Source organism: Puia dinghuensis (assembly GCF_014642875.1).
GTDB lineage: Bacteria > Bacteroidota > Bacteroidia > Chitinophagales > Chitinophagaceae > Puia > Puia dinghuensis.
In genome coordinates, this window is sequence record NZ_BMJC01000009.1 from 1 (window position 1) to 20,509 (window position 20,509).

Below are 20,509 nucleotides of genomic sequence, written 5' to 3' on the forward strand. Positions count from 1 at the left end.
GATTATCCTGAAGGTGATGAGCGGCGACAAGGTGGATGTGTCGGTGCAGTATTATTACAACAGCACGGGGACGGGTGGCGGCAACCTGTCGTCGAGCGACCTGCTGAATGTCCTGGCCTCGGGGCTTGTGTCGGTGTCGGGCGGGCTGCATGGCTCGTTCACCGACCTGACGGGCGGGTCGAGTCCGTTGCCAAGTGCGATAACGAGTTTCGTGAACAGCAACAATCCCCAGCAAGGCAGCAGCAAGCCGCAGGCCTTCCTCAACTGGATCCTGCTGGACGACCAGTTCAAGATCGTGGGCACCTATCCGCAGAGCGGGGCGGTGGCAGTGGGGAGCGCCGGGACGACGGGCGGAGGGACACTGCAGTCGCCGCTGGGATATACGGGAATTCCGGTGACAAAGAGCGGATATTTGTATATTTATGTGAGTAATTCCACCCCCGGGTGGGATGTGTTCTTTGATAACCTGAGTGTGAAGACGTATTCGGGGCCGATGCTGGAAGAGAATCACTATTATCCATTTGGCTTGACGATGGCGCAGATTAGCGACAAAGCGATAAAAACGCAGTATGCTGAGAATAGGTATAGAGCCAACGGCGGAGATGAGCTTCAGAATAAAGAGTTCAGCGATGGAAGCGGTCTCGAATCTTACGATGCGTTTTTCAGGATGTATGACCCGCAAATCGGAAGGTTCTGGCAACAAGATCCATTAGCTGATGCAAGTGAAGATTGGAGTCCTTATTCGTTTGTACAAGATAACCCGGTGTCTTTCAATGATCCGTTGGGATTGACAGATAGTGTGCCAGATGTAACGAATATAGGAGCAAAAGGAGTAAAAGCCTACGCGCCTGCTCCTGTTGTTGTTGGGCATAAAGCAAATTGCAAGACTTGCACTCCCAACTCCAATTCAGGAACGAGTACAGCCAGAGAATCCCCTGTTGCGCCACCTCCGCCAAATGAAGTACCCTCGCCCACTCCGAAACCTGTAGTCGAACCGACACCGGAACCGATACCAACACCCGAACCGGAACCGATACTAGAAACACCAGAATTACTTCCTGCGGCGCTACCAGCTGCCCTTACGACGGTACTTGTATTTATCCCGATTACTGGGACCCCTAAGACTCATCCAGAAGATGAACTGTATTATGCTCGTCCGCAACCGGAACCTAACTTTGAGCCCTTTATGGGGCATGCCAACAGAAAAGACAATTCGAATCCGCATATAGTTTATGAATTTATGTTCGCGCCTCCAAAGGGAGATACAAGAACTCCATATTTAAAATATGGCATATCAGATGAATATAGATATAGTCTTGAAAGACCAGAAAATCAATTGCCAGGCCTTAGAGCAAGGTTTGGGGCTTCGGTGATGTATAGAATCATCACACGGACGATCAACAGACAATCAGCTTTGGTTATAGAAGATAAATTAGTCAATGATCATATTGTAACATGGGGGGAGAGACCCAGAGACCAAGACAGACCATAGTACATTTAATTGATATTAAACAAATATGACGTCAGTAATTCGACTAGGATCCGTTGTAGAACATGGTGTTGGTGGCCCGGAGACGGGGGCAATAAATTTGATCTATACATCCATGCTAAATGAATTTGGCCAAGGATGCTATCGTTACATCGGAATAAATCAAATTGGAGAAGAGTTGAATGAATTTGTGATGAAGGAAGCCGCCAAAACCATATATGTAAATATCCGATATCCTGTCTATAGAGACTTCGAATCAAAAAGCACTGGCGAAAAGAATCGAATAAGATTGGATGTCATCCACGCAGCATTAGTACGGATAGCCGAATATGACAGAAAGTTTGATGTCCAAGTACTTGAGTTGATTAAAGAGAAGATATTGGAAAAGGATTTTTCTTTTGAATTTGTCTGTAAGTCTTTTGTTTTTAAGAAGAAGGCGGGGCGGATAGCCAAAGTTGTTCTTCAGCCTGAAATAAATAAGTTCAATTATTACGTGGTAATCGAGGATGCAGGAAAAACGATTCGCAGGTTGTTAATGTATGTTGGGCTGACAGACACTATTTACGTCTCTGATCTATTTTCAGAAGGCAAATGGAAATCCGAAAACGAAATAGTCATAACTGGCAAGCTCAACGAAGTAGAAATAAGCGTATTTGTTAGCGAGGGAGAAATACGGTTTAAGAATTTAACCTCGTATGCTAAGCCGCCATATTTTGAAATGATGAGGGCGGACATATCGGAAGAGGACAGAGCGAAAGCTCACCAGGATTGGCGCCATTCGTTGCCGCCTGCGGTTACTGCTATAATTAGAAAAGCGGATAATTAGGTCGTGGTTCAAATTAGCAGGTTTATTTATGGACTGCGTATACTGCCATCATAAATGCTGGCGAGCGGGCCGGCAAAAGAATGGCCTGCAGCGCTATTATTGTCCAACATGCCGAAAATACCAGCAAGCCCGCTATCAATACAAGGCTTATTGGGGATCGACGGATAGCCAGATCAAGTCATTGGTCCGCAGCAACCTCTACGAACTTTCTACGATAAATCGTCCGGATATCCGGATGCCGTTGAATGCGAAGGGGATAGGCGACCATCGATCAAAACCGACTGTCACTGCACCATGATTGCATTTGTAGATGGAATCGTGTACTTTAACCTGATGCTCAATTTGGCGCTGAAAAAAATCCATTTGAATCCGCAGAACGTTCTTTTCCTGTTGAAATGCTATATCCGACAGATGAGACATTCGTGCTTGACATGGAAATACCTAAGGGATACAGGGTGAACCGGAAGATTATTCAACGCTACGACAGTTTTATGCATTCGTTGTAAAAAAGCAAAATGAAATGATCATGTTCAAACATACAACACCTTGAGTCTCTAATGATGCCGTTTTATCCTTTATGGCCTATAGCCCCCTCACAAGCAATGATTCGATCCTTATTTACAACCCCACAATTATGAAGGTAAAAAGGTAGGAAATCAAAAACCGTAAATTTATGACCCAGAACCAAAACATCACTATTCCGTTTCTATTGACAATTATCTCCTGCTTGGCGACATCTATCGTCCAGGCCGCATCTCTTCCATCGAGATCCCTCCCTGGTTATTACATCGAAAAAAACGGAGACACCATCTTTTGCAAGATCGACTTCAACGATCTGATCAGAAATCCTACTTCCGTCACTGTGGAAGTAAAGGATGAAAAAAAGACCTTTGGTCCCGGAGATATAGCGGGATTTGGAGTTACCGGCTACGACGATTATCGAAGCATGACAGTAAGTTATCATCCGGGCCCAATATTGGGGACCGATCTGCCAAGTCAATATTCAGATAAGATAGAAACCAGAAGTTGTTTTCTAAGAGTACTCGTCAAAGGGCCATATGCTCTTTACGAACTAAAAACTCAGGAGCGGTTTTTTTATTTCATAGGACAGCCGGACAATACGGTTACCGAACTAATCTATAGAGCTAAATTGGTCGATCAGGTCGTCGAGGAAGACCAGCAATTCAAGACTTTATTGGCCAATCTCTTCAAACAAGAGGGTATTGCAGAGGCAAACACCAACCTGGTGTATTCGGCGGGTTATTATCCACACGACATTCGCAACCTGGTAGAGAAATTGAATCAGCATCGCACGGGAAAAATTACTTTGAAACCAAAGGCGAAATTACTGGTTCAAGCGGATATTTTCGCCGGGGGCATCGATCAAACCTTTCCAACGGAATTCAAAGGCCAGTATACGGCCAATAACAGATTCGCTGCAACGTTCAATCCAATTGGCGGGATCAATTTTTGCTTGGTGCTGCCAGGTCATTTTCAATCATTTGCTATCGGATTATCCATCGGATACTATAGTTTTAGCTCCTCAATTGATAAATCTGGTTCTGCCGAAGAATACCAGAGTGCAAATTATCATTTTACTTCCACCTATAATGAGCACATGTCCTTTGCACGTTCACAAATTCAGACCAATTTATATGCGATGTATATTTTTAATAAATTTGGCAAAGTCAGACCTTACGTAAAAGTGGGTGTCTATGAGAATTTTTCAATGAGTAATAACAACGATATAACTTACGCATACACGTCCAGCTCAACAGGCATCCGAAATGGCGTCATCCCGATCTCATGGTCGGGCCAGGGAGCGGGGGCTGTGCTTTCGACGAAAGACTTCTATGTTGCTCTGAATATAGCAGCAGGCCTTATGATAAGAAGACAAAAGTTTGAACTTGTAGCTGATTATCCTCAGCCAGACATTAGTGCGGACGTCAGCCGCCCTTTTCGTATTGCCTCGTTTGGTTTTTGTTATTATTACACTCTGTTAAAATAGATTGGGCGACTGAGAGCTTTAGATCTATCGAACCAGCACTACCGTACCCCTGTGGAAAACGAATTTTTTGGTGTAGGATGTTCCCTGCACCATCCAGACGTATGTTCCGGAGGGCAGCACCTGACCGTTCAGCCGGCCATCCCATCCCTGGCCCATAGCCGAAGTTTCGAAGACGAGCTGCCCCCAGCGGTTGTATACCCGGAAATATTCCAGGCGGGTGATACCGACGGCAATGGGCCGGAAGATATTGTTGGTAGCTCCGCCGGGTGTGAAGGCATTGGGAACAAAGATGTCCGGTCCGGTCTTGAATATCTTGACCAGGATCGTTGCCGTACCGATGCAGCCATATTGGGAAGTGGCGGTCACTAAATACCGAACAGAGTCTGTCTCTGGCGAATAGATGCCGATGGGGTCGGCGATATTCGGGTCGTTGAGCCCGACCGAAGGCGTCCAGGCGAATTTGTCGCCACGCGGACTCGTCGTATCGTTGGATGACGCATGCAATTGCAGCGGCTGGTTGATCACCACGTCGGTGTCGTTGCCGGCGTCGACGATGATGGGGGGCAAGACCCTGACGTGGAAAGTATCCTTTAGCAGGTTGGGACAACCGGCATTCTCGACGCTGAGTACGTAATTGGTCGTAGCGAGCGGGCTGGCCGTCACCTGCATGGTATAAGGTGTGGGATTCACCGTTCCGTTGCCCTGGCCGGTGAGGGTATTGGCATCGTTCCAGGTGTAGCTGGTGCCAAGTGAAATGGTCGCGTTGAGGGTGGCCTTGGTGTTATAACAGATGATGGTATCCGCCGGCTCGGTCGACGCCTGCGGGAAGGGGGTCGGGACGACTTGAACGTTGGCGGGTGCGCTGTTCTCCGGCGGGCATACCCCGCTTTGGACAATCACCCGGTATTGTGTAGGCTGGGTCAGCCCGAGGATCGAATACATGCTGTCTGCATAAGTGGGGGCAAAATCGGTCCAGTTGACGCCGTCGGGGGAGGACTGCCAATTAACAGGTGTACCCGTCTGCCCCTTAAGGGTGAGTAGCGCATCCTTGGTCTGCCCGAGGCAAAAGAACATCGAAGACGGGTTGAGCGCCCCGCCCACCGTCTTGGGATCAACCTGGACGATAGCCGGTGAAGCCGTGTCTATATCACAGGATTCGCCATTCTGTACCAGGGCCCGATAAATAGTGGTAGTCGTAAGGTTGGTGGCCTGGTATCGGGCATTCGTATCAGCCACCGGTGTAAAGTGGGCCCCGTTGTCGGTGGAGGCCAGCCAGTTGAGGACGCTGCCCCGGTTGCCGGCGAGGGTCAGGATGACGTTATTGGTGCCCGTACATACTTCCGCATTGCTGGCGATGGCCCCGGCGATGGTGGGCTGAACGGGGACGACTTTCATCGAAGCCGAGAGGTTGGCGCAGCTGTTCTGTTCGTTGACGGTGACGGAGCCCGCGGTGTTGATGACCTGGACTTTCAGGACACTGCTATCCGTGCTCCCGACGATGTTCCAGCCGGGCGGCACCGACCATTGATAAGTAGCGCCTGTCAGCCCGGGAATGGAATAAGTGAGGGTGCTGCCGATGCAGGCGGTCGAGTCCCCGCTGATCTGCAGGCCCCCGCAGGTGTTGCGCAAGGCGATGTAGGAGTAGGCGAAATGCCCGCCGGGCACGCAGTTGTCGGTTTCGAAGGTGAGGACTACCTGCTGCCCGCGATAGGGGCCCAGGTCGAAGGTGACTTCCGTCCACTTCTTATACCAAACATCCTGTAGGTGTTCGTTGGCGCCGGGGCCCTGGCCGTTGGGGTTGGCATTTGGTGAAAGCCTGGTGCTCACAATGAATCCCTCTTTCTCGGCCGTAGCAGAGTCCAGGGTGGCGCCCGCATCCCGCGGATTGGCATTGTTGAAGGTGGGCAGGAAATATTTTGGGGAGGCGCAGGAGATGACGCTGTCATTCGTGGTGAGCGTGGCGGAGAACAGCGGCTGGTCGTTGGAATTATGCGTTCCGTTCTCCAACACCATCGCATAGGCATAGGTCATCGTATAGGGCACGTTCGTATTGCCGGGCGGGACGTTGATCCGATAGCTTACTCCCCGCACATACCCTCCGCCCGTTCCCGAACTATTGCTTCGGGTAATGGACGTAGACCCCAGCAGGATGGAATTGGAATAATGGTACCCGTTGATGGTGGGGATAGTAGAGAAATTACCGAACGGATCTATGCTGTTGGCTGTCAGGATCTGGATGCCCGGCACACTGGGCAGGTTATATTCGTATATGGTGGTGGTACCCACCGTTCCGCCTGGTGGCCCTGTAGTCGAGTCATATGTTTGTTTGATCGCACTCGGTCCGTTGCCGGCCTGGTTATTACCGGTATAGGCCCACCAATGGGTGAGGTTTCCGGACGACCAGTTGCTGTTTAGCGGACATACCTGCGACTGCGCGGTGGCGGAATTAAAGAAGGCGAGCAGACAAACGGCAGGTAGAAAATGCTTCATACAAAGAAAGGCTCAATTTGTGACTTCCATCATCCCTAAAAATAACACTCTCTTAGAGGATTACGAAGGATTTTGCCTTTGAGTTTACTCGGCCCTGAGTTATTTTTTCGAGGGGTGGGGCCTCCGCGGGGCAGGTTTGCATAAGCGTCTGATTGCCATTCGTATAAGCGTCTGATCACCACCCGCCTTGTAATCCCCCTTTGAGGGCTTTCTGGTACTTGCGGAGGTCAAAGCTATAGAGGTAGGGGGCTTTGTGAGCCACGCCGGTGCGTTTCTCATCGAGGCTTCGCAGGATGCCGAATGAAAATATCTTGCGCTGGAAGTTGCGGCGGTCGAGTTTCTTGCCGAGGATGGCTTCGTAGAGCTTCTGGAGTTCGGGTAGGGTGAACTTGCGGGGAAGGAGATTATAGCCCACCGGCTGGTGGTTCAGCTGGGACTGAAGCGTATGGAGGGCGGTTTCCAGTATCCGGTCGTGGTCGAGGATGAGGGGGCCCCGTTCGTCCAGGTTATACCAGTCACAGGTATCCGATAGCCAATCGGGCCGGGGCACCACACAGGAGAATTCCACGAGGGCATAGAACCCGACGCTGATGAACCGCTGGGCGAACCAGCTTGCTTTCTCGGGGGAGATGCCGATGCGTCGCAGATCGTCCGGCCGGGTGGCGGGGTCGCTTCGCAGTACCTCACTGAAGACACAGAACTGCTGCAAAAAGACGTTCTCTACCCCCGTCCGCTCGCGCAGCGTCCGGATAGCCGCCTCTTCGAGGGTCTCGGTCTTCATGACAAAGCCGCCCGGCAGCGCCAGCCGGTCTTCATGCTTCATCTTTAGCAATAGGACCTTCAACTGCCCCGCATGGAATCCGAAGACCACGCAGTCCAGGGAGATATGGGCGAGATAATCCTGGTCGACCCGTTCAAGCCAATCTTCCAAACTTTCGTCTTGCATCATTATCCTCAAAAATAACCGAAATTCCGTCTTTGTACAGAATGAATTAACAAGGATATAACTGGTGGCCATTCCCGATGGGGGGTATCTTAGCGCAATTTTTTACTATTTTTTCCCATTTGCATGAATTATTCCATCCACCGCCTCTGGTATTTTTTGATCTTTTTGGCTTGTGGTTTTACCGCCGTGGCCCAGGATAGCACGATCCAGATCGTCTTTACTTCCGATATTCATTATGGGATTACCCGCGTTGCCTTCGACGGCGCCAGCAAGGTTCCCTCTCACGTCGTCAATGTCCGGATGATAGCGGCGATGAATACGCTTCCCGGGCTTCGCCTGCCTGCCGACCAGGGCGTCAGGGCTGGTGAGGTGGTCGGTCCCATCGATTACCTCATGATCACCGGCGACATTGCCAACCGCGAGGAACCGCCTGCACAGAGCGCCGCTGCCTCCTGGAACCAGTTCAACCAGGATTACGACCAGGGGCTCACTTTGAAAGACCACCGGGGCCGGCCGCTCGAGTACCTGCTGGTACCCGGCAACCATGATCTTTCCGATGCCATCGGTTTTTATCGAAAGATGACGCCGCGGACCGATCCTACGAGTATGGTCGGCATCTATAACCGGATGATGCATCCGGCGGTGGCGAAGACAAATGCAACCTGGCATTTTCCGGCTGATAAGATCAATTATTCGCGGGAGATTGGCGGCATCCATTTTATGTTCATCACGATTTGGCCGGACTCTGCCAACCGCATCTGGATGGAAAAAGACCTTAGCACTGTTGATGCGCATGTGCCTGTCGTTATTGTGGCGCACGATCCGCCGGATGGGGACGCGGCACATTTCCGCAATCCCAACGGCGCTCATGATATCAACAGGCACGACAGGTTCGAGGGACTGCTGGAAGAGACGAGTAAGGATGTGCAGGAACCGATGGGCAAGGAAGATGGCAAGCCAACGAACGATGCCTTCGAGCAGCGGGGTTTTGTCGCTTTTCTAAAAGCCCATCCGAATATAAAGGCCTACTTCCATGGCCATAACAACTGGAACCAGTTTTATACGTATAGCGGTCCGGATCATGACGTCCATCTCCGGACGTTCAGGGCGGATTCACCGATGAAGGGAAAGTTTTCGAGCAAGGATGAAACGAAGCTTTCTTTTCAGCTGATAACGATCGACCCGCGGTCCAAGACACTTACGGTGCGGGAATGTCTGTGGAATACCGATCCGCAACATCCCGGGAAGGCGCCGGTGTGGGGAGAGAGCTTCACGATGGGGTTGTGAGGGTGAGGGCCTAAACAAATGGCCTTGTAATTTGTTACCTTCGGAAAAAAAATCATGGAATACAGAAAACTGGGGCATGCCGGTATCCGGGTGCCGGTGTTGAGTTTTGGCACTGGTACTTTTGGCGGGGGCAATGAATTTTTCAAGGCCTGGGGTAGTACGCAGGCTGCGGAGGCTACCCGGCTGGTCGACCTTTGCCTGGAGGCGGGGGTCAATCTTTTCGATACGGCCAATGTATATAGTGCAGGCATATCGGAAGAGATCCTGGGGCAGGCCATAGAGGGGCGCAGGAATCGGGTGCTGATCTCGACAAAGGCGACTTTCCCCATGTCGGACAGGTTGAACGATTTTGGCTCGTCGCGGCTTTTCCTGATAAAGGCCTGCGAAGACAGCCTGGAGCGGCTTGGTGTCGAGCATATAGACATTTATCATATGCATGGCTTTGACGCCAACACCCCGGTAGAAGAGACGTTGAGGGCGCTGGAACATCTTGTGCAGAGTGGTAAGGTGCGGTATATAGCTTGCTCTAATTTTTCCGGCTGGCATTTGATGAAATCCCTTTCGGTGTCTGAGCGCTATGGCTGGTCGAGGTATGTGGCGCATCAGGCCTATTATTCTTTGCTGCACCGGGACTATGAATGGGAGCTTATGCCTTTGGCTATCGATCAGCAGGTGGGGACGATCGTCTGGAGTCCTTTGTCCAGCGGTAAGCTGAGCGGCAAATACCGGCGGGGGAAGCCGCATCCTGCCAATGCCCGGGTCGCACAGGGAGGTAACCCGGTGCTAGGGATCGCTGCCGACGATGAACGGCTTTATGCGATAGTAGAGGTGCTTGATGAGTTGAGCCAGGAGACCGGGAAGACGCATGCGCAGGTAGCCCTCAATTGGTTGCTGCAACGGCCTACCGTCGCCAACATCATTATCGGCGCGCGGAACGAAGAGCAGCTGAAGGAAAACCTGGGCGCCGTGGGTTGGAACCTTACCCTCGATCAGGTGCAACGGCTCGACAAGGTGAGCGAGGTCTTGCCTGCTTACCCTTACTGGCATCAGCGGCAGTTTCCGATGTTGAATACGGCGCCGGCGTTGTATGGTGAGCGCTAGGAGGAGGACTCTTCCAATACGGCGATGCGGAGATCGATGAATTGTTCGAAGGCTGCGGCATTCCTAAATAGGCAGTTCGACTTTGTCCTCGACGGGTAAATCTCCCGGAACCATTCGGCTATCTCGCCGGCTGCCTGCCCGGAGGGGTCAAGCAGGTCCTGCCTGGGGAGGGCAACTGGTGTGAGTTGCACTTCATTTCCGTCATAATGAATGTCTGTTACTTCCACCAGGATATCGGTGGGGGTGATGTCGATGAACCCGAGATCAAAAGAATTGATCCGGTAGCGCTGACCTTTTTTGATGAGTGCAGCGTCTCTGAAGCTGGCTTTTTGCATCGGAGTGGTTTAATTGTCCAAAATCATTCCTTCGGACGGATTATCTGCCCGGATAGAAGTAAGGTTAACAGAAGGAAGGTCTTTTGCAAAAAAGACGGCTAGGTAAAAAGGGACTTGTTTTGCTACTTATCAGAGTAAGAGGATACTATAAATATAGAAAAAAAGAGCGCAGCAATAACGGGCCTGTCCTGTTCCCGTGGAAAAATTAATGGTATCTATGTATGAGGTACTAGTGAGGGATACGCGGTGATCGGTGTACATTCGTTCCTATGGAAAATAGCATAGTACAGCCGATGCGGATCAACATCCCGGACGAAGACGTAGAAGACCTGCGCCGCCGCCTCCGGCAGACACGCTGGCCATCACCGATCGCGGCCTCCCAGTGGGCCGATGGCACCGATGGCGACTATTTACGGGAGCTGGTTGCCTACTGGGCGGATCATTATGACTGGCGGGAACGGGAGGCCAGGCTTAACCGGTGGGACCATTTTCTTGCCGATGTCGATGGCGTTGGGCTCCACTTTATCCGCGCTGCAGGCCAGGGAACGAACCCGGTGCCCTTGTTGTTGATGCAGGGATGGCCCAGCAGCTTTATACAAATGCTCAACATTATCCCTTTGCTTACGGAAGCCCGGAGTGACGGTACGCCCAGCTTTGATGTTATCGCCGTTTCCATGCCGGGATATCCTTTCACGCAATTTCCCCGGGAGCATGGGATGAGCTTTGCGCGGATAGCCGATATTATTATGAAGCTGATGGTCGATGTTCTTGGGTATAAGAAGTTTGCCGCGCGGGGTTCGGACCAGGGCGCCCTGGTGCAGCAGCAGATGGGGCTGAAGTATCCTGAACGGCTGATCGGGCTGCATCGGACGGGGATCACGCCTTTTGTTTTCCCGATGCCCGAGAATCTTAGTGAAGCGGAGGTAGCCTATCAGCAGCAGGTGGGGGCATGGGCATCTGCCGAGACGGCGTATGCCCGGATACAGGGATTGAGACCCGAGACGTTAACTCCGGCGCTTGCCGATTCGCCCGTAGCGCTTGCCAGCTGGTTTATCGAAAAATTCCAGCGATGGGGGGATTGCGAGGGTGATGTGGATACCCATTTCGGCAGGGATAATTTGCTTGATAATCTTTCGCTGCATTGGTTTACCGGTTCGGGCGCTGCGTCGGTGAGGCTTTACCGGGAGGTGATGCGGGACCCGGGGTTGAAGGGGGTGGTTCGGGTTCCTACGGCGATAATGATGCCTTTGCGGGACGGCATCACCGTGCCTGCTCCACGGGAATGGGCTGAACGTTTCTATACGGTGGAACGGTGGACGGTGATGCCGCAAGGTGGTCATTTTGCCGAATGGGAGAAGCCCAATGAAGTGGCGGATGATGTCCGGGAATTTTTTGGGGGGTTGGAACAGGGTCAGGGGTTGGCGGATTTGACGGATATTGTTTTGTAGTCGAGGGCCTTTTGGCTGTAATCGAGCGCCTTTTGTTTGTCGCCGGCGAGGGTTTCAAAAGAAGCCATCTGGTCGTAGGTGGTGGCGGGGTCCATGCTCCAGGGATAATGATCGAGTTCGGCCTGGAGGGCATCGACCCCGAGCAACCATGCGGAAGGGGGCAGGTTCTTCTTATGCTCTTTGGAGTAGAGCAGCATGTCCGATACCGATTTCCAGTCGGGTATGTCAGCGGCTGTCCATTCGGCCCGGGCGAAGGCGACGGCTTTTTCGGGGTCGGTATCCAGCAAAAGGACGAAGGTATAATGACCTGTGAAGTGACGGTATTTCAGGCCTGGTTCTTTGACTACGAGGGCATCGATTGCCTTTAGTCCTGCCTGGTACTTGTTGTTGTTCAAATAATCGTTGAATTCGGGGATGATGGCGCCGTCAATCGAGTCGAGCCGTTTGTTCTCTTCGAATTGCCGGCGGGCGATCTTTAGATCCCACTGACCGGCGGCTATTTGTTGGAGTGGCTTGTCCATGGTGGCGGGATGACCCATCCAGGCAATTTTACCTTGTTTGTCGACGATGATGGCGAAGGGGATGCCTCTTTGCCCTGTCGGCTTTAGCCAGTTGCTGACCATGTACCTGGTCGTGTCGTCTGCGCCAACGATGTACTGCATTTGCTGACCTTTTGGCCCGTTGATGAACCTGTTGAGCGAGTCCTGGGTGGCGGCAGCTCTTTCGTAGACGCTTATCCCAAAGACTTTGACGTTCTTGTATTCTTCGGCGAGGTGGGACAGATGGGGGATGCCTGCCAGGCAGGGTTGACACCAGGTAGCCCAGAATTCGACGATATTGATCTTGCCGGGTTCGATGCCCGGGCCGGGGGTTCCTTTTAGCCAATATGCGACCTTGAATGGGGGGGCGTCATCGCCGATGGAGAGTGGTTTGTCCCGGGCAGATTCTATCATGGCGGAGAGCTCTTCGACGGCAAAGTCATCTCCACCGCTGAAGCCGGTGAGGCGATAGGCGATATCCCCGTTTTTGTCGATGATGAATTTGGTCGGGATACCGCTGACCTTGTAGCTTTCTACTACGTTGTTCTTTCTTGTGGTGGGGTCCTGCAGATCGAGAAGGACATTGAAGGAGTATTTGCTGGTGGCAATATATTCCTTGACGCCGGCTTCGGGGTCTTTTGCTCTTTCCCAGGTGTCGATGAAGAGAAATACCACGCCCTTGTCCTCCTTGTATTTGTTGACGGCCTGCTGCATGGCGGGAAAGGATCTCTTGCAGGGACCGCACCAGGTGGCCCAGAAATCGAGGATGACGACCTTGCCTTTCAGGCTTTCGAGAGAAACGGTTTGTCCAAGCAGGTTTTTGAGTGTGAAGGTGGGTGCAGGCGATTTTGTGGTGGCGTATTTAGCAACTTGTGCATTGGCGGAGTCCCGTAGTTCGGCGGAGATGGAGGCGAGCAGGGTGTCGTAGCCGTTGGTGGAGCCATTGGTGCTGACATAGGCTTCCTTTAGCTTCTCTTTGATCTCGGGTGTTGCCTGGCCCTGGCGGCAGGCTTTGACCATCAGGGGGAAGGCTTCGGCGTATTGGTGATTCGCCAGCAGGATGTTCACGTATTCCCTGGTGAAGTCCCAGGATGGCGTTTTCGTGGATTCGTATGCCTGCTTTGCATAAGGGAGCGCTTCCGCCGGATGGCCCTGCTTATTCAGTATCCGGGCATACAGCAGGGAGTAATGATCGTATAACCGCTTGGGATCGGGCCGTGGCGGCTGGCCAGGCTGCGGCGGGGCAGGGTTGACGAGGTTGGGATCGCCGCTGGCCAGGATCGCTTTGAGGGAGTCCATCATTTCCTGCGTAAGGGCCGATGCCAGTTGAGTGTGGCCGTTGGTAAAGAGGGTTTCTACAATGATGGAGAGGATGCCTTTGTCGTCGACTTTTGCGGCATATTCTTTTACTTTCGGCAGGTTTGCCTGTTTGCCTTTTTGGGCGGCATAGGTATTGGCGACATCGAAGTAATACATCGCGTTCTGATGATCATGATCATGGTCGGGGAAATTTTTCACGAGTGTCTTTAAGAGGGCTTCTTTTTTTACGGGGTCTTTTTCGCCGACGAGGGCATTGCCCACCTGGATATAGGCGAAGGTTCCCTGGGGAAACCTGGTGATGGCGATATCCCTTGTGCGTTCGAAGTTGGCAACGTCATTTTGCCGGGCGTAATAGTAGACGGCGGTGTTGAAGTCGCTTTCTTTGGTGCTTTTCAGGAGCTGGTCGAGTCTTGCCTGGACTACCGCTGTGTCTTTCATATTGACGAGCGAATCGACCTGGGGACTGCGTGGTTGGGCGGATGCGCTGTAAAGGCCAAACAGCAGGCCTATCGACAGCAGTGGTCGAAACAATTTCTTTTGCATACTAGTGGATTGATATGGTTAATAGCCTGGGTTCTGGGTCAGATAGGGGTTTGCGGTGATCTCGGAGATGGGAATGGGGTAAAGGGCCTGGAAAGGCTGCCACTGGGGTTTGGTCAGCGACAATACCGCGTCGATGCGACCGGTGCGTTTTAGATTGAACCAGCGGTCGCTCATCTCGGTGAAGAGTTCGACCCATCTTTCTTTTTCGAGGGCGGTGAGCAGACCGGCCTGGGTTGCTGCGGTGGTATTGCCGAGGCCGGCACGGCTGCGGACCATGTTGAGGTCGGATTGGGCGCCGGTGATGTTGTTCTGCATGGCTCTTGCTTCGCTGCGGATGAGATACTGTTCGGCCAGCCGGAACATCACATTGTATTCGTTGCCGCTGACGGAATTGATACGGATCTTGTACTTGTAAGGGTAGTAGAAGGTTGTTCCGTTGTAGGACAAGCTTTTTGTCCAGTTGACCTTGCGCTGATCGGTTGCCTCGAATGTCTTTGCGAGGGTATCATACAGCACAAAAGCGGGGGTAGTGCCGGAGGGGATCCAATTGATGCCCATAGCCGTGACCCCGGTGATGCCGGCGCTGACATTGCTGACCATCTGCCAGATGGTTTCGTTGCTGGTTTTTATAAAAACGTTGTTGAGGTTGGGCTCGAGGCTGTAGCTGCCGGAACTGATAACGGTGGTGGCTTCGGCTTCCGCGGCAGTCCAGTTCTTTTGGTAGAGATAGACCCTTGCCAGCAGGGCCGATACAGCGTACTTGTTGACCCGGGCCTTCTCCGCAGAGGGGTAGGTGGTTGACAATAGGTTTTCCGCGTCTTTGAGGTCGGTGACTATCTGCGTATAGACGGCATCGGTGGAGGACCTGGGCAGGGTCGCATTGGTGGCGATAGTGGCGCCCAGGACCAGAGGGACGCCGCCGAAATAGTTGACGAGATTGAAATAGGCATAGGCACGCCAGAATTTGCATTCGCCCAGCAGCTGGTTTTTGTAGGAAGTTGAGAATTGAGAGCCTGTTATACCTGCGATGGCGTTGTTCGCGGTGTTGATGCTTTGATAAGGAAAGGTGTAGACTACATTTCCGAGGCTGCCGGCCGATAGTGTATTGGTACGGTAGGGGTCGTATTGGGAGTTGTTGAAATAATACGCATCATCAGCGGACATGGCGCCGAATTGACACAGGTAGCTGACGGGTGTGCCGTTGCTCTGATTGGTGGTCCATTTGCTGTAAAGGCTCAGGACGACGCCGAGGGTCGAGAGCGAATCCGTATAGACCTTATCGACGGTGAGCAGGTTGGTGGGTGTACCCGGGTCGACATACTTTTTGCAGGAGACGAGGGATGCCGAGACTAATATGCATATAGAGAGATAGCTGAAGGATCGCATGAGTCAATTTTTAAAATGAACAATTAATACCAAAGGTGACGGTGCGCAGGGGCGGGGTGGCGAGGCCCGTCTCCGGATCATAGGCGATCTTATTCTTCGTGAGCGTCAGCACATTCTGGGCTTGTACATAGAGCCGGACGTTGCTCATTTTCATCGGGCTGATCCAGTTCTCGGGGAAAGTGTAGGAGAACGAAACGTTGCGGAGCTTCACAAAAGAATTGTCACCCCAGGAAAAGTTGGAGCTGTACATGTACGCATACACGCTGGTGTTGGTCGTTGCTTTTGGAGACCTGGCATTGTCGCCGGGTTGTTGCCACATGCCTGCGGTGAGCCACCAGGCGGGAACGTTGGACAGGGTGCCGGGAATATTGCCGTATGAGCTTTGCAGCGCTGTAGGATAGATGGCGCCTTTTTGTTTTGTTACCTGGATGAAGAAGCTGAGATCCCAGTTTTTGTATCGGAACTCGTTGGTCATCCCGCCATACCAGGTGGGATCGCCTTCGCCTACGAGCACGCGATCGGTGGTATAGTTTGGTGTGGCTGTAGTGCTGTCTTTGCCGCCGACCTTATATACCGGGGCGCCGGTGGCGGGGTTGACGCCTGCATAGACAAAGCGCTGGACCTGGTGGATGGAATGGCCGAGCTTGTAGGTGCTGGCATAGAAGTAGGAGGGGTCGATCTTCAGCAGCTGGTTATGCGGGATGGTGAGGTTGAGGGAGGTGCGCCAGGTGAAGTTCTTGCTGTCAATGTTCTTTGTATTTACTTCGAATTCAAAACCCCTGTTTTGCAGGAGGGCAGGGAAGTTACCGACATAGGAGTTGTACCCGGTCTGGAAAGGGAGGACGAGATAGGACAGCTGGTTGTCGCTTCTGTTGCGGTAGTAATCGACGGTGAGCAGGAGCCGGTCTTTGAGGAAGCCCAGATCGGCACCGAATTCCAGCTTTTTGTTTGTCTCCCAGTGAATATAGCTATTGCCGGGGCTGGGGCTCAGGATGCTGACGCCCTGGTAGACGCTGGCGGCGCTGCCGGGACTATAGGCGCTGAGGAATTGATAATCCTGGATCTGATCGTTGCCGGTGATGCCGTAGGAGGCACGCAGTTTGGCGAAGGAGACGGTTCTTGTCAGGTTTTGGGCGAACTTTTCGTTGGTGATGACCCAGGCGCCGCCCACGGAGCCAAATGTTCCGAATCTCCTGTTGGGGCCAAAACGGGAGGAGCCATCCCGGCGGATGTTGCCGTTGAAGATGTACTTGTCCTTCCACGCATAGGTCAGTCTTCCAAAGAAGGAATTGTATTTATATAACGTGTAGATACTGTACGGGGAGTAGGATGCTGCGCCTACGATCGACGCCAGCAGGTTGGGATTGGTATAACCCGAAGCACTAATCGTGGTGGTGGTATTGGTGCTTCTTTGAAAGGTGGAGCCGGCCAGGACGGTGAGATGGCCATGGCTGATATTGCGGTTGTAGACCAATTGCGGTTCTGCTGTATATGACTGCTGGTCTACCGTTCCGAATTGTGCCTTGTTCACTGGTCCGTATAACGGATTTTGCGCGAGGACGGGTGTTTGCGTGTTCTGGTTGAGCGATATTTTGGTGAAGCCGAGGCTGGCCTTCAGATCGAGGCCGGGCAGGATAGTATATCGCAGTTGCGTATTGGCGAGCAGGTTGTTGGTCTTGCCAATATATTTTGCGTAAAAATAGGACTCGGGATTGGTGAAGTTGGCATCCCAAAAAAGCGATCCATTGGTGTTGTGGAGCGGATAATCGGGGGGCAGGTAGAAGACGGCGCTCGCCAGGTCGGTGGTGATGAGATTGCTCTGGTCATAGGAATACATGGCAGAGACAGTGGCGTTGAATTTCCTATCCAGGGAATTGTGTTCGGAATTGAACCGGACGGTGCCGCGCTGGTCGTTCTCGCTGCCGGGAAAAATGGTCGTTTCGCGGTGGTAGGCGGCAGACAGTAAGAAGCGCGTGCGGAGATCACCGCCTGAAACGGTGGCCTGGGCATCGGTGATGCCGGCATTGCCGCCGAGGTATTTATGCTGCCAGTCGGTAGACCTGGTGGAGTCGTAGGTGAAGAGGTCCGGGGCGTTGGCGGCGGTAGGGGTGATGCCGTCATTGGCAAATGCTTTATGGCGAAGGGCCAGATACTGCTGCAGGTTCATCATGTCCAGGAAGTGGGCGACCTGGCCTGTCCCCTGGTAAACGTTGAGGTCTAATTTTGTTTTGCCGGCCTTGCCACGTTTGGTGGTGATGAGTACGACGCCGTTGGCGGCCCTTGTCCCGTAGATGGCGGTGGCATCGGCGTCTTTCAATACGTCGATGCGTTCGATGTCCGAAGGGTTGATAATGCTAAAGGGGCTGATCTGGCCGTTGGCGCCATGAAGCCCGTAACTGTTCAAGGCATCGGTGACGGGGACGGACTGATCGTTTATGTTGAATGGAACGCCGTCAATGATATACAGGGGAATGGTGCCATTGCCCAATGAACTCGTTCCCCGGATGAGCACGTTGACGTTGGAGCCGGGGAGACCACTGTTTTGGGTGATGAGGGCGCCGGCGATGTGTCCTTCCAGGGCGTTGAGGGGGTTTTGAACGGGTTGTTTGGCGATCTCTTCGGAAGTAACGGAGCTGATGGATCCTGTGTTTCTCCTGCGGGTGGAAGTGCCGTAGGCGATGGCGACTACTTCGTCGAGCTTGCTGAGTTTGCTGGTCATGGTAAAGGCGAGGTCTTTTCGACCGTAGAGATGGACCTCTTTTGTTTCCATATTGACGCTGGTGAAGACCAGGATGGCGTCGTCGGGGATGTTGGTAAGGGAGAACAGTCCTTTCTCATTGGTGATGCCGACTACTTTTCCGCTTTTGAGGGAGATGGTGACGCCGGGGACGGGTTCACCATTTTCGTTTAAGATGCGCCCGTTGACTGCGGGGGGCGGGGTCGGCTCCGCTGCGTTGTTTTGCGTGGGCGGGGCTGGCGGGGCCGGCCTGGCGGAGACGATGATCTGTTTGTCGGTGATCTGCCAGGTGAGGGGTTGGTTCTCAAAAATGGCTTTGAGGGCGGTTTCGAGGGTGACGTTGTGGACGGTAATGGTGACGGGTGTGGCGGTGAGGAGCAGCCGCTTTCCATACAGGAAGCTGTAGCCCGATTGTTTTTCGATGGCTGTGAAGACCTTTTCGATGGGGGTTTTGTTGAAGTCCAGGGAGATGCTTTGAGCGTTGGCCTTTTCTGCGTTGACCCTGAACAACGTGATACAGAGGAGAATAGCTGTCAATTTCATGGTGATCAGCAGTTTAAGTGTTGGATACGGCATGGCCTTGCCGTTTGCAGTTTTCTGCATAGCTTTGGTTGCTTTAGGTTAATAATGGAGAGTTCGCTCCTTGTTATTGACTTGCCGCCGGGTGCTCGTAACGCCTGGCGGTTTTGTTTAGGATAAGGTGATTATTTGGGATGAGGTTTATTTCATGACGGTGATTGTATTGCCTTCGACGAGGAAGTGGACCTGGCCGGTTTTTTCCAGGTATTGCAGCAACTTCGACACGGGGATGTCCCTGGGAATTTTTGCTACGAATTCTTCGGTGATGTTGTCTTTGTAGATAACCCGGGCGCCATACCATCTGGCTACCTGCTGCATGATGCTTTCGATAGACGCGCCGTTGAATCGGAATTCGCCGTTCTTCCACGCCAGGATCTCTTCCATATCTACGTTGTTTCTTTTTGTGGAGCCGTCGGCCTGTTCGCCCGGTGTCAGCAGCAGCGTTTTGTTGCCTGTGCGGACCTTTATGCTTCCTTGTTGGAGGGTGGTTTTGACGGAAGAGGTGGCTTTGTCAGACCCGGGGCCGGTGGTGGCGCGGGGGTAGGGGTCATCGTAGGCGTTGATGTTGAACTGGGTGCCTAGTACCTGGATCGTCTGGTCTTTTGCGTGGACGATAAAGGGTTGGCGGGAATTGGGAGCGACATCGAAATAGGCCTGGCCGGTGATGGTTACTTCTCTGTTGCCGCTGAGGAAGGCCGTCGGGAAATGGATGCTGGAAGAGGCGTCGAGGTAGACCTTTGTGCCGTCTGCCAGGAGCAGTTTTATCTGGCCGCCGATGGGGGTGTAGAGATCGTTGAAGTGGACCTGCGTGCCGGGGTTTCCGCGGTCGGGGTTGCCGGGCGCGGGGGTGTTTCCGGGGTTGCTGGGCGTGGGGCTGTATTTTACCCAGCCGTTTTCCTCCCGGATGGATGCGTCGTCGGATCTTATATTGTTGGTTGTGGCCGACTCGTTCAACGCTATTCTTTTTCCATCGGATAGTTGGAGGATGGCCTTGTTGCTTCCGGGGGGAAGGTCGTTTTTGTATCGCTGGACGGTTGCTGTATTTGCGTTTTGGCGGTTGAAGATAAGGTATACGGACGTTCCGGCGAGGCCGAAGAGTACGGCGGCGGCTATGCCGTAGCTCCATCGGCGGATGGAGATGACGCGGGGGCTTTTTTCGAGTCGGGCGCTCAGCCACTGGTCGATATCCGCCTTTACTCTTACCGCTTCTGCGCCGGGTGATTCTTCGACATCCCGGGTCATGACGCTTTGTAGCAGTGCCTGGCCTTCGGGTGAATCGAGGGCTTTTGCCAGCTCTTCCCGGTCTTCATTCTTTAATGCGCCGGTGAGGTATGCATCAAAGAGTTGTTGTAGCCGGCTTTCTGGTTGTTGATGTTCTGCTGGTTGTTGATGTTCTGCCATAACGGTATTCTAATAGGAAGACGCCTTTTTGAAGGGCGTGGATAGGTTTTTTCTCAAAAAAATAATAATTTTTG

Annotated in this window: 14 protein-coding genes and 1 pseudogene; 8 read left to right on the top strand and 7 right to left on the bottom strand. The window is 52.7% G+C overall.

Annotation, left to right across the window (positions count from 1 at the left end):
* The 5 genes and pseudogenes from IEY39_RS28735 to IEY39_RS28750 form a co-directional block, all read left to right on the top strand.
* Positions 1–1,492 (top strand): RHS repeat-associated core domain-containing protein (locus IEY39_RS28735; RefSeq protein ID WP_188938130.1); only part of this gene is annotated, 1,492 nt, incomplete at its 5' end.
* A gap of 25 nt (positions 1,493–1,517) precedes the next feature.
* Positions 1,518–2,315, top strand: a complete 798-nt coding sequence (locus IEY39_RS28740) for a hypothetical protein (RefSeq protein ID WP_188938132.1) — start codon at positions 1,518–1,520, stop codon at positions 2,313–2,315.
* 28 nt (positions 2,316–2,343) lie between these two features.
* A complete protein-coding gene (locus IEY39_RS28745) occupies positions 2,344–2,613 on the top strand; it encodes a hypothetical protein (protein ID WP_188938134.1) in 270 nt (89 codons plus the stop codon).
* A gap of 64 nt (positions 2,614–2,677) precedes the next feature.
* Positions 2,678–2,821, top strand: a pseudogene (locus IEY39_RS30320) (hypothetical protein); the annotation flags it as partial.
* Positions 2,822–2,988: 167 nt separating this feature from the next.
* Positions 2,989–4,323 carry a hypothetical protein gene (locus IEY39_RS28750; RefSeq protein WP_188938136.1) on the top strand — a complete coding sequence of 445 codons (1,335 nt, stop codon included), beginning with the start codon at positions 2,989–2,991 and terminating at the stop codon, positions 4,321–4,323.
* Positions 4,324–4,347: 24 nt separating this feature from the next.
* Here IEY39_RS28750 and IEY39_RS28755 read toward each other — a convergent pair whose 3' ends face one another.
* Together IEY39_RS28755 and IEY39_RS28760 are read right to left on the bottom strand one after the other, a co-directional pair.
* On the bottom strand, positions 4,348–6,813 hold the full coding sequence (locus IEY39_RS28755; RefSeq protein ID WP_188938137.1) for a DUF8696 domain-containing protein: 2,466 nt from the start codon (positions 6,811–6,813) through the stop codon (positions 4,348–4,350).
* 175 nt (positions 6,814–6,988) lie between these two features.
* The gene (locus IEY39_RS28760; RefSeq protein WP_229689140.1) at positions 6,989–7,762 is read right to left on the bottom strand and encodes an NUDIX hydrolase; all 774 of its coding nucleotides are present in this window, start codon (positions 7,760–7,762) and stop codon (positions 6,989–6,991) included.
* 120 nt (positions 7,763–7,882) lie between these two features.
* Between IEY39_RS28760 and IEY39_RS28765 the strand changes: the two genes are divergently transcribed.
* Both IEY39_RS28765 and IEY39_RS28770 read left to right on the top strand, forming a co-directional pair.
* Positions 7,883–9,046 carry a metallophosphoesterase family protein gene (locus IEY39_RS28765; protein ID WP_188938139.1) on the top strand — a complete coding sequence of 388 codons (1,164 nt, stop codon included), beginning with the start codon at positions 7,883–7,885 and terminating at the stop codon, positions 9,044–9,046.
* Positions 9,047–9,100: 54 nt separating this feature from the next.
* The gene (locus tag IEY39_RS28770) at positions 9,101–10,147 is read left to right on the top strand and encodes an aldo/keto reductase (RefSeq protein ID WP_188938141.1); all 1,047 of its coding nucleotides are present in this window, start codon (positions 9,101–9,103) and stop codon (positions 10,145–10,147) included.
* Here the strand turns inward: IEY39_RS28770 and IEY39_RS28775 are convergent.
* Positions 10,144–10,482: a hypothetical protein gene (locus tag IEY39_RS28775; protein WP_188938142.1), complete on the bottom strand. Its 339-nt coding sequence runs from the start codon at positions 10,480–10,482 to the stop codon at positions 10,144–10,146. The genes IEY39_RS28770 and IEY39_RS28775 overlap by 4 nt on opposite strands.
* A gap of 269 nt (positions 10,483–10,751) precedes the next feature.
* On the opposite strand from IEY39_RS28775, the gene IEY39_RS28780 reads away from it, so the two are divergent.
* On the top strand, positions 10,752–11,930 hold the full coding sequence (locus IEY39_RS28780) for an epoxide hydrolase family protein (RefSeq protein WP_188938143.1): 1,179 nt from the start codon (positions 10,752–10,754) through the stop codon (positions 11,928–11,930).
* Here the strand turns inward: IEY39_RS28780 and IEY39_RS28785 are convergent.
* From IEY39_RS28785 to IEY39_RS28800, 4 genes are all read right to left on the bottom strand, one after another.
* On the bottom strand, positions 11,894–14,332 hold the full coding sequence (locus tag IEY39_RS28785; protein WP_188938144.1) for a TlpA family protein disulfide reductase: 2,439 nt from the start codon (positions 14,330–14,332) through the stop codon (positions 11,894–11,896). The genes IEY39_RS28780 and IEY39_RS28785 overlap by 37 nt on opposite strands.
* Before the next feature lie 18 nt (positions 14,333–14,350).
* On the bottom strand, positions 14,351–15,718 hold the full coding sequence (locus IEY39_RS28790) for a RagB/SusD family nutrient uptake outer membrane protein (protein ID WP_188938145.1): 1,368 nt from the start codon (positions 15,716–15,718) through the stop codon (positions 14,351–14,353).
* 10 nt (positions 15,719–15,728) lie between these two features.
* Positions 15,729–19,058, bottom strand: coding sequence for a SusC/RagA family TonB-linked outer membrane protein (locus IEY39_RS28795; RefSeq protein ID WP_188938146.1), 3,330 nt, complete (start codon positions 19,056–19,058; stop codon positions 15,729–15,731).
* Between the two features lie 117 nt (positions 19,059–19,175).
* A complete protein-coding gene (locus tag IEY39_RS28800) occupies positions 19,176–20,435 on the bottom strand; it encodes a FecR domain-containing protein (protein WP_188938147.1) in 1,260 nt (419 codons plus the stop codon).
* Between the last annotated feature and the right edge of the window lie 74 nt (positions 20,436–20,509).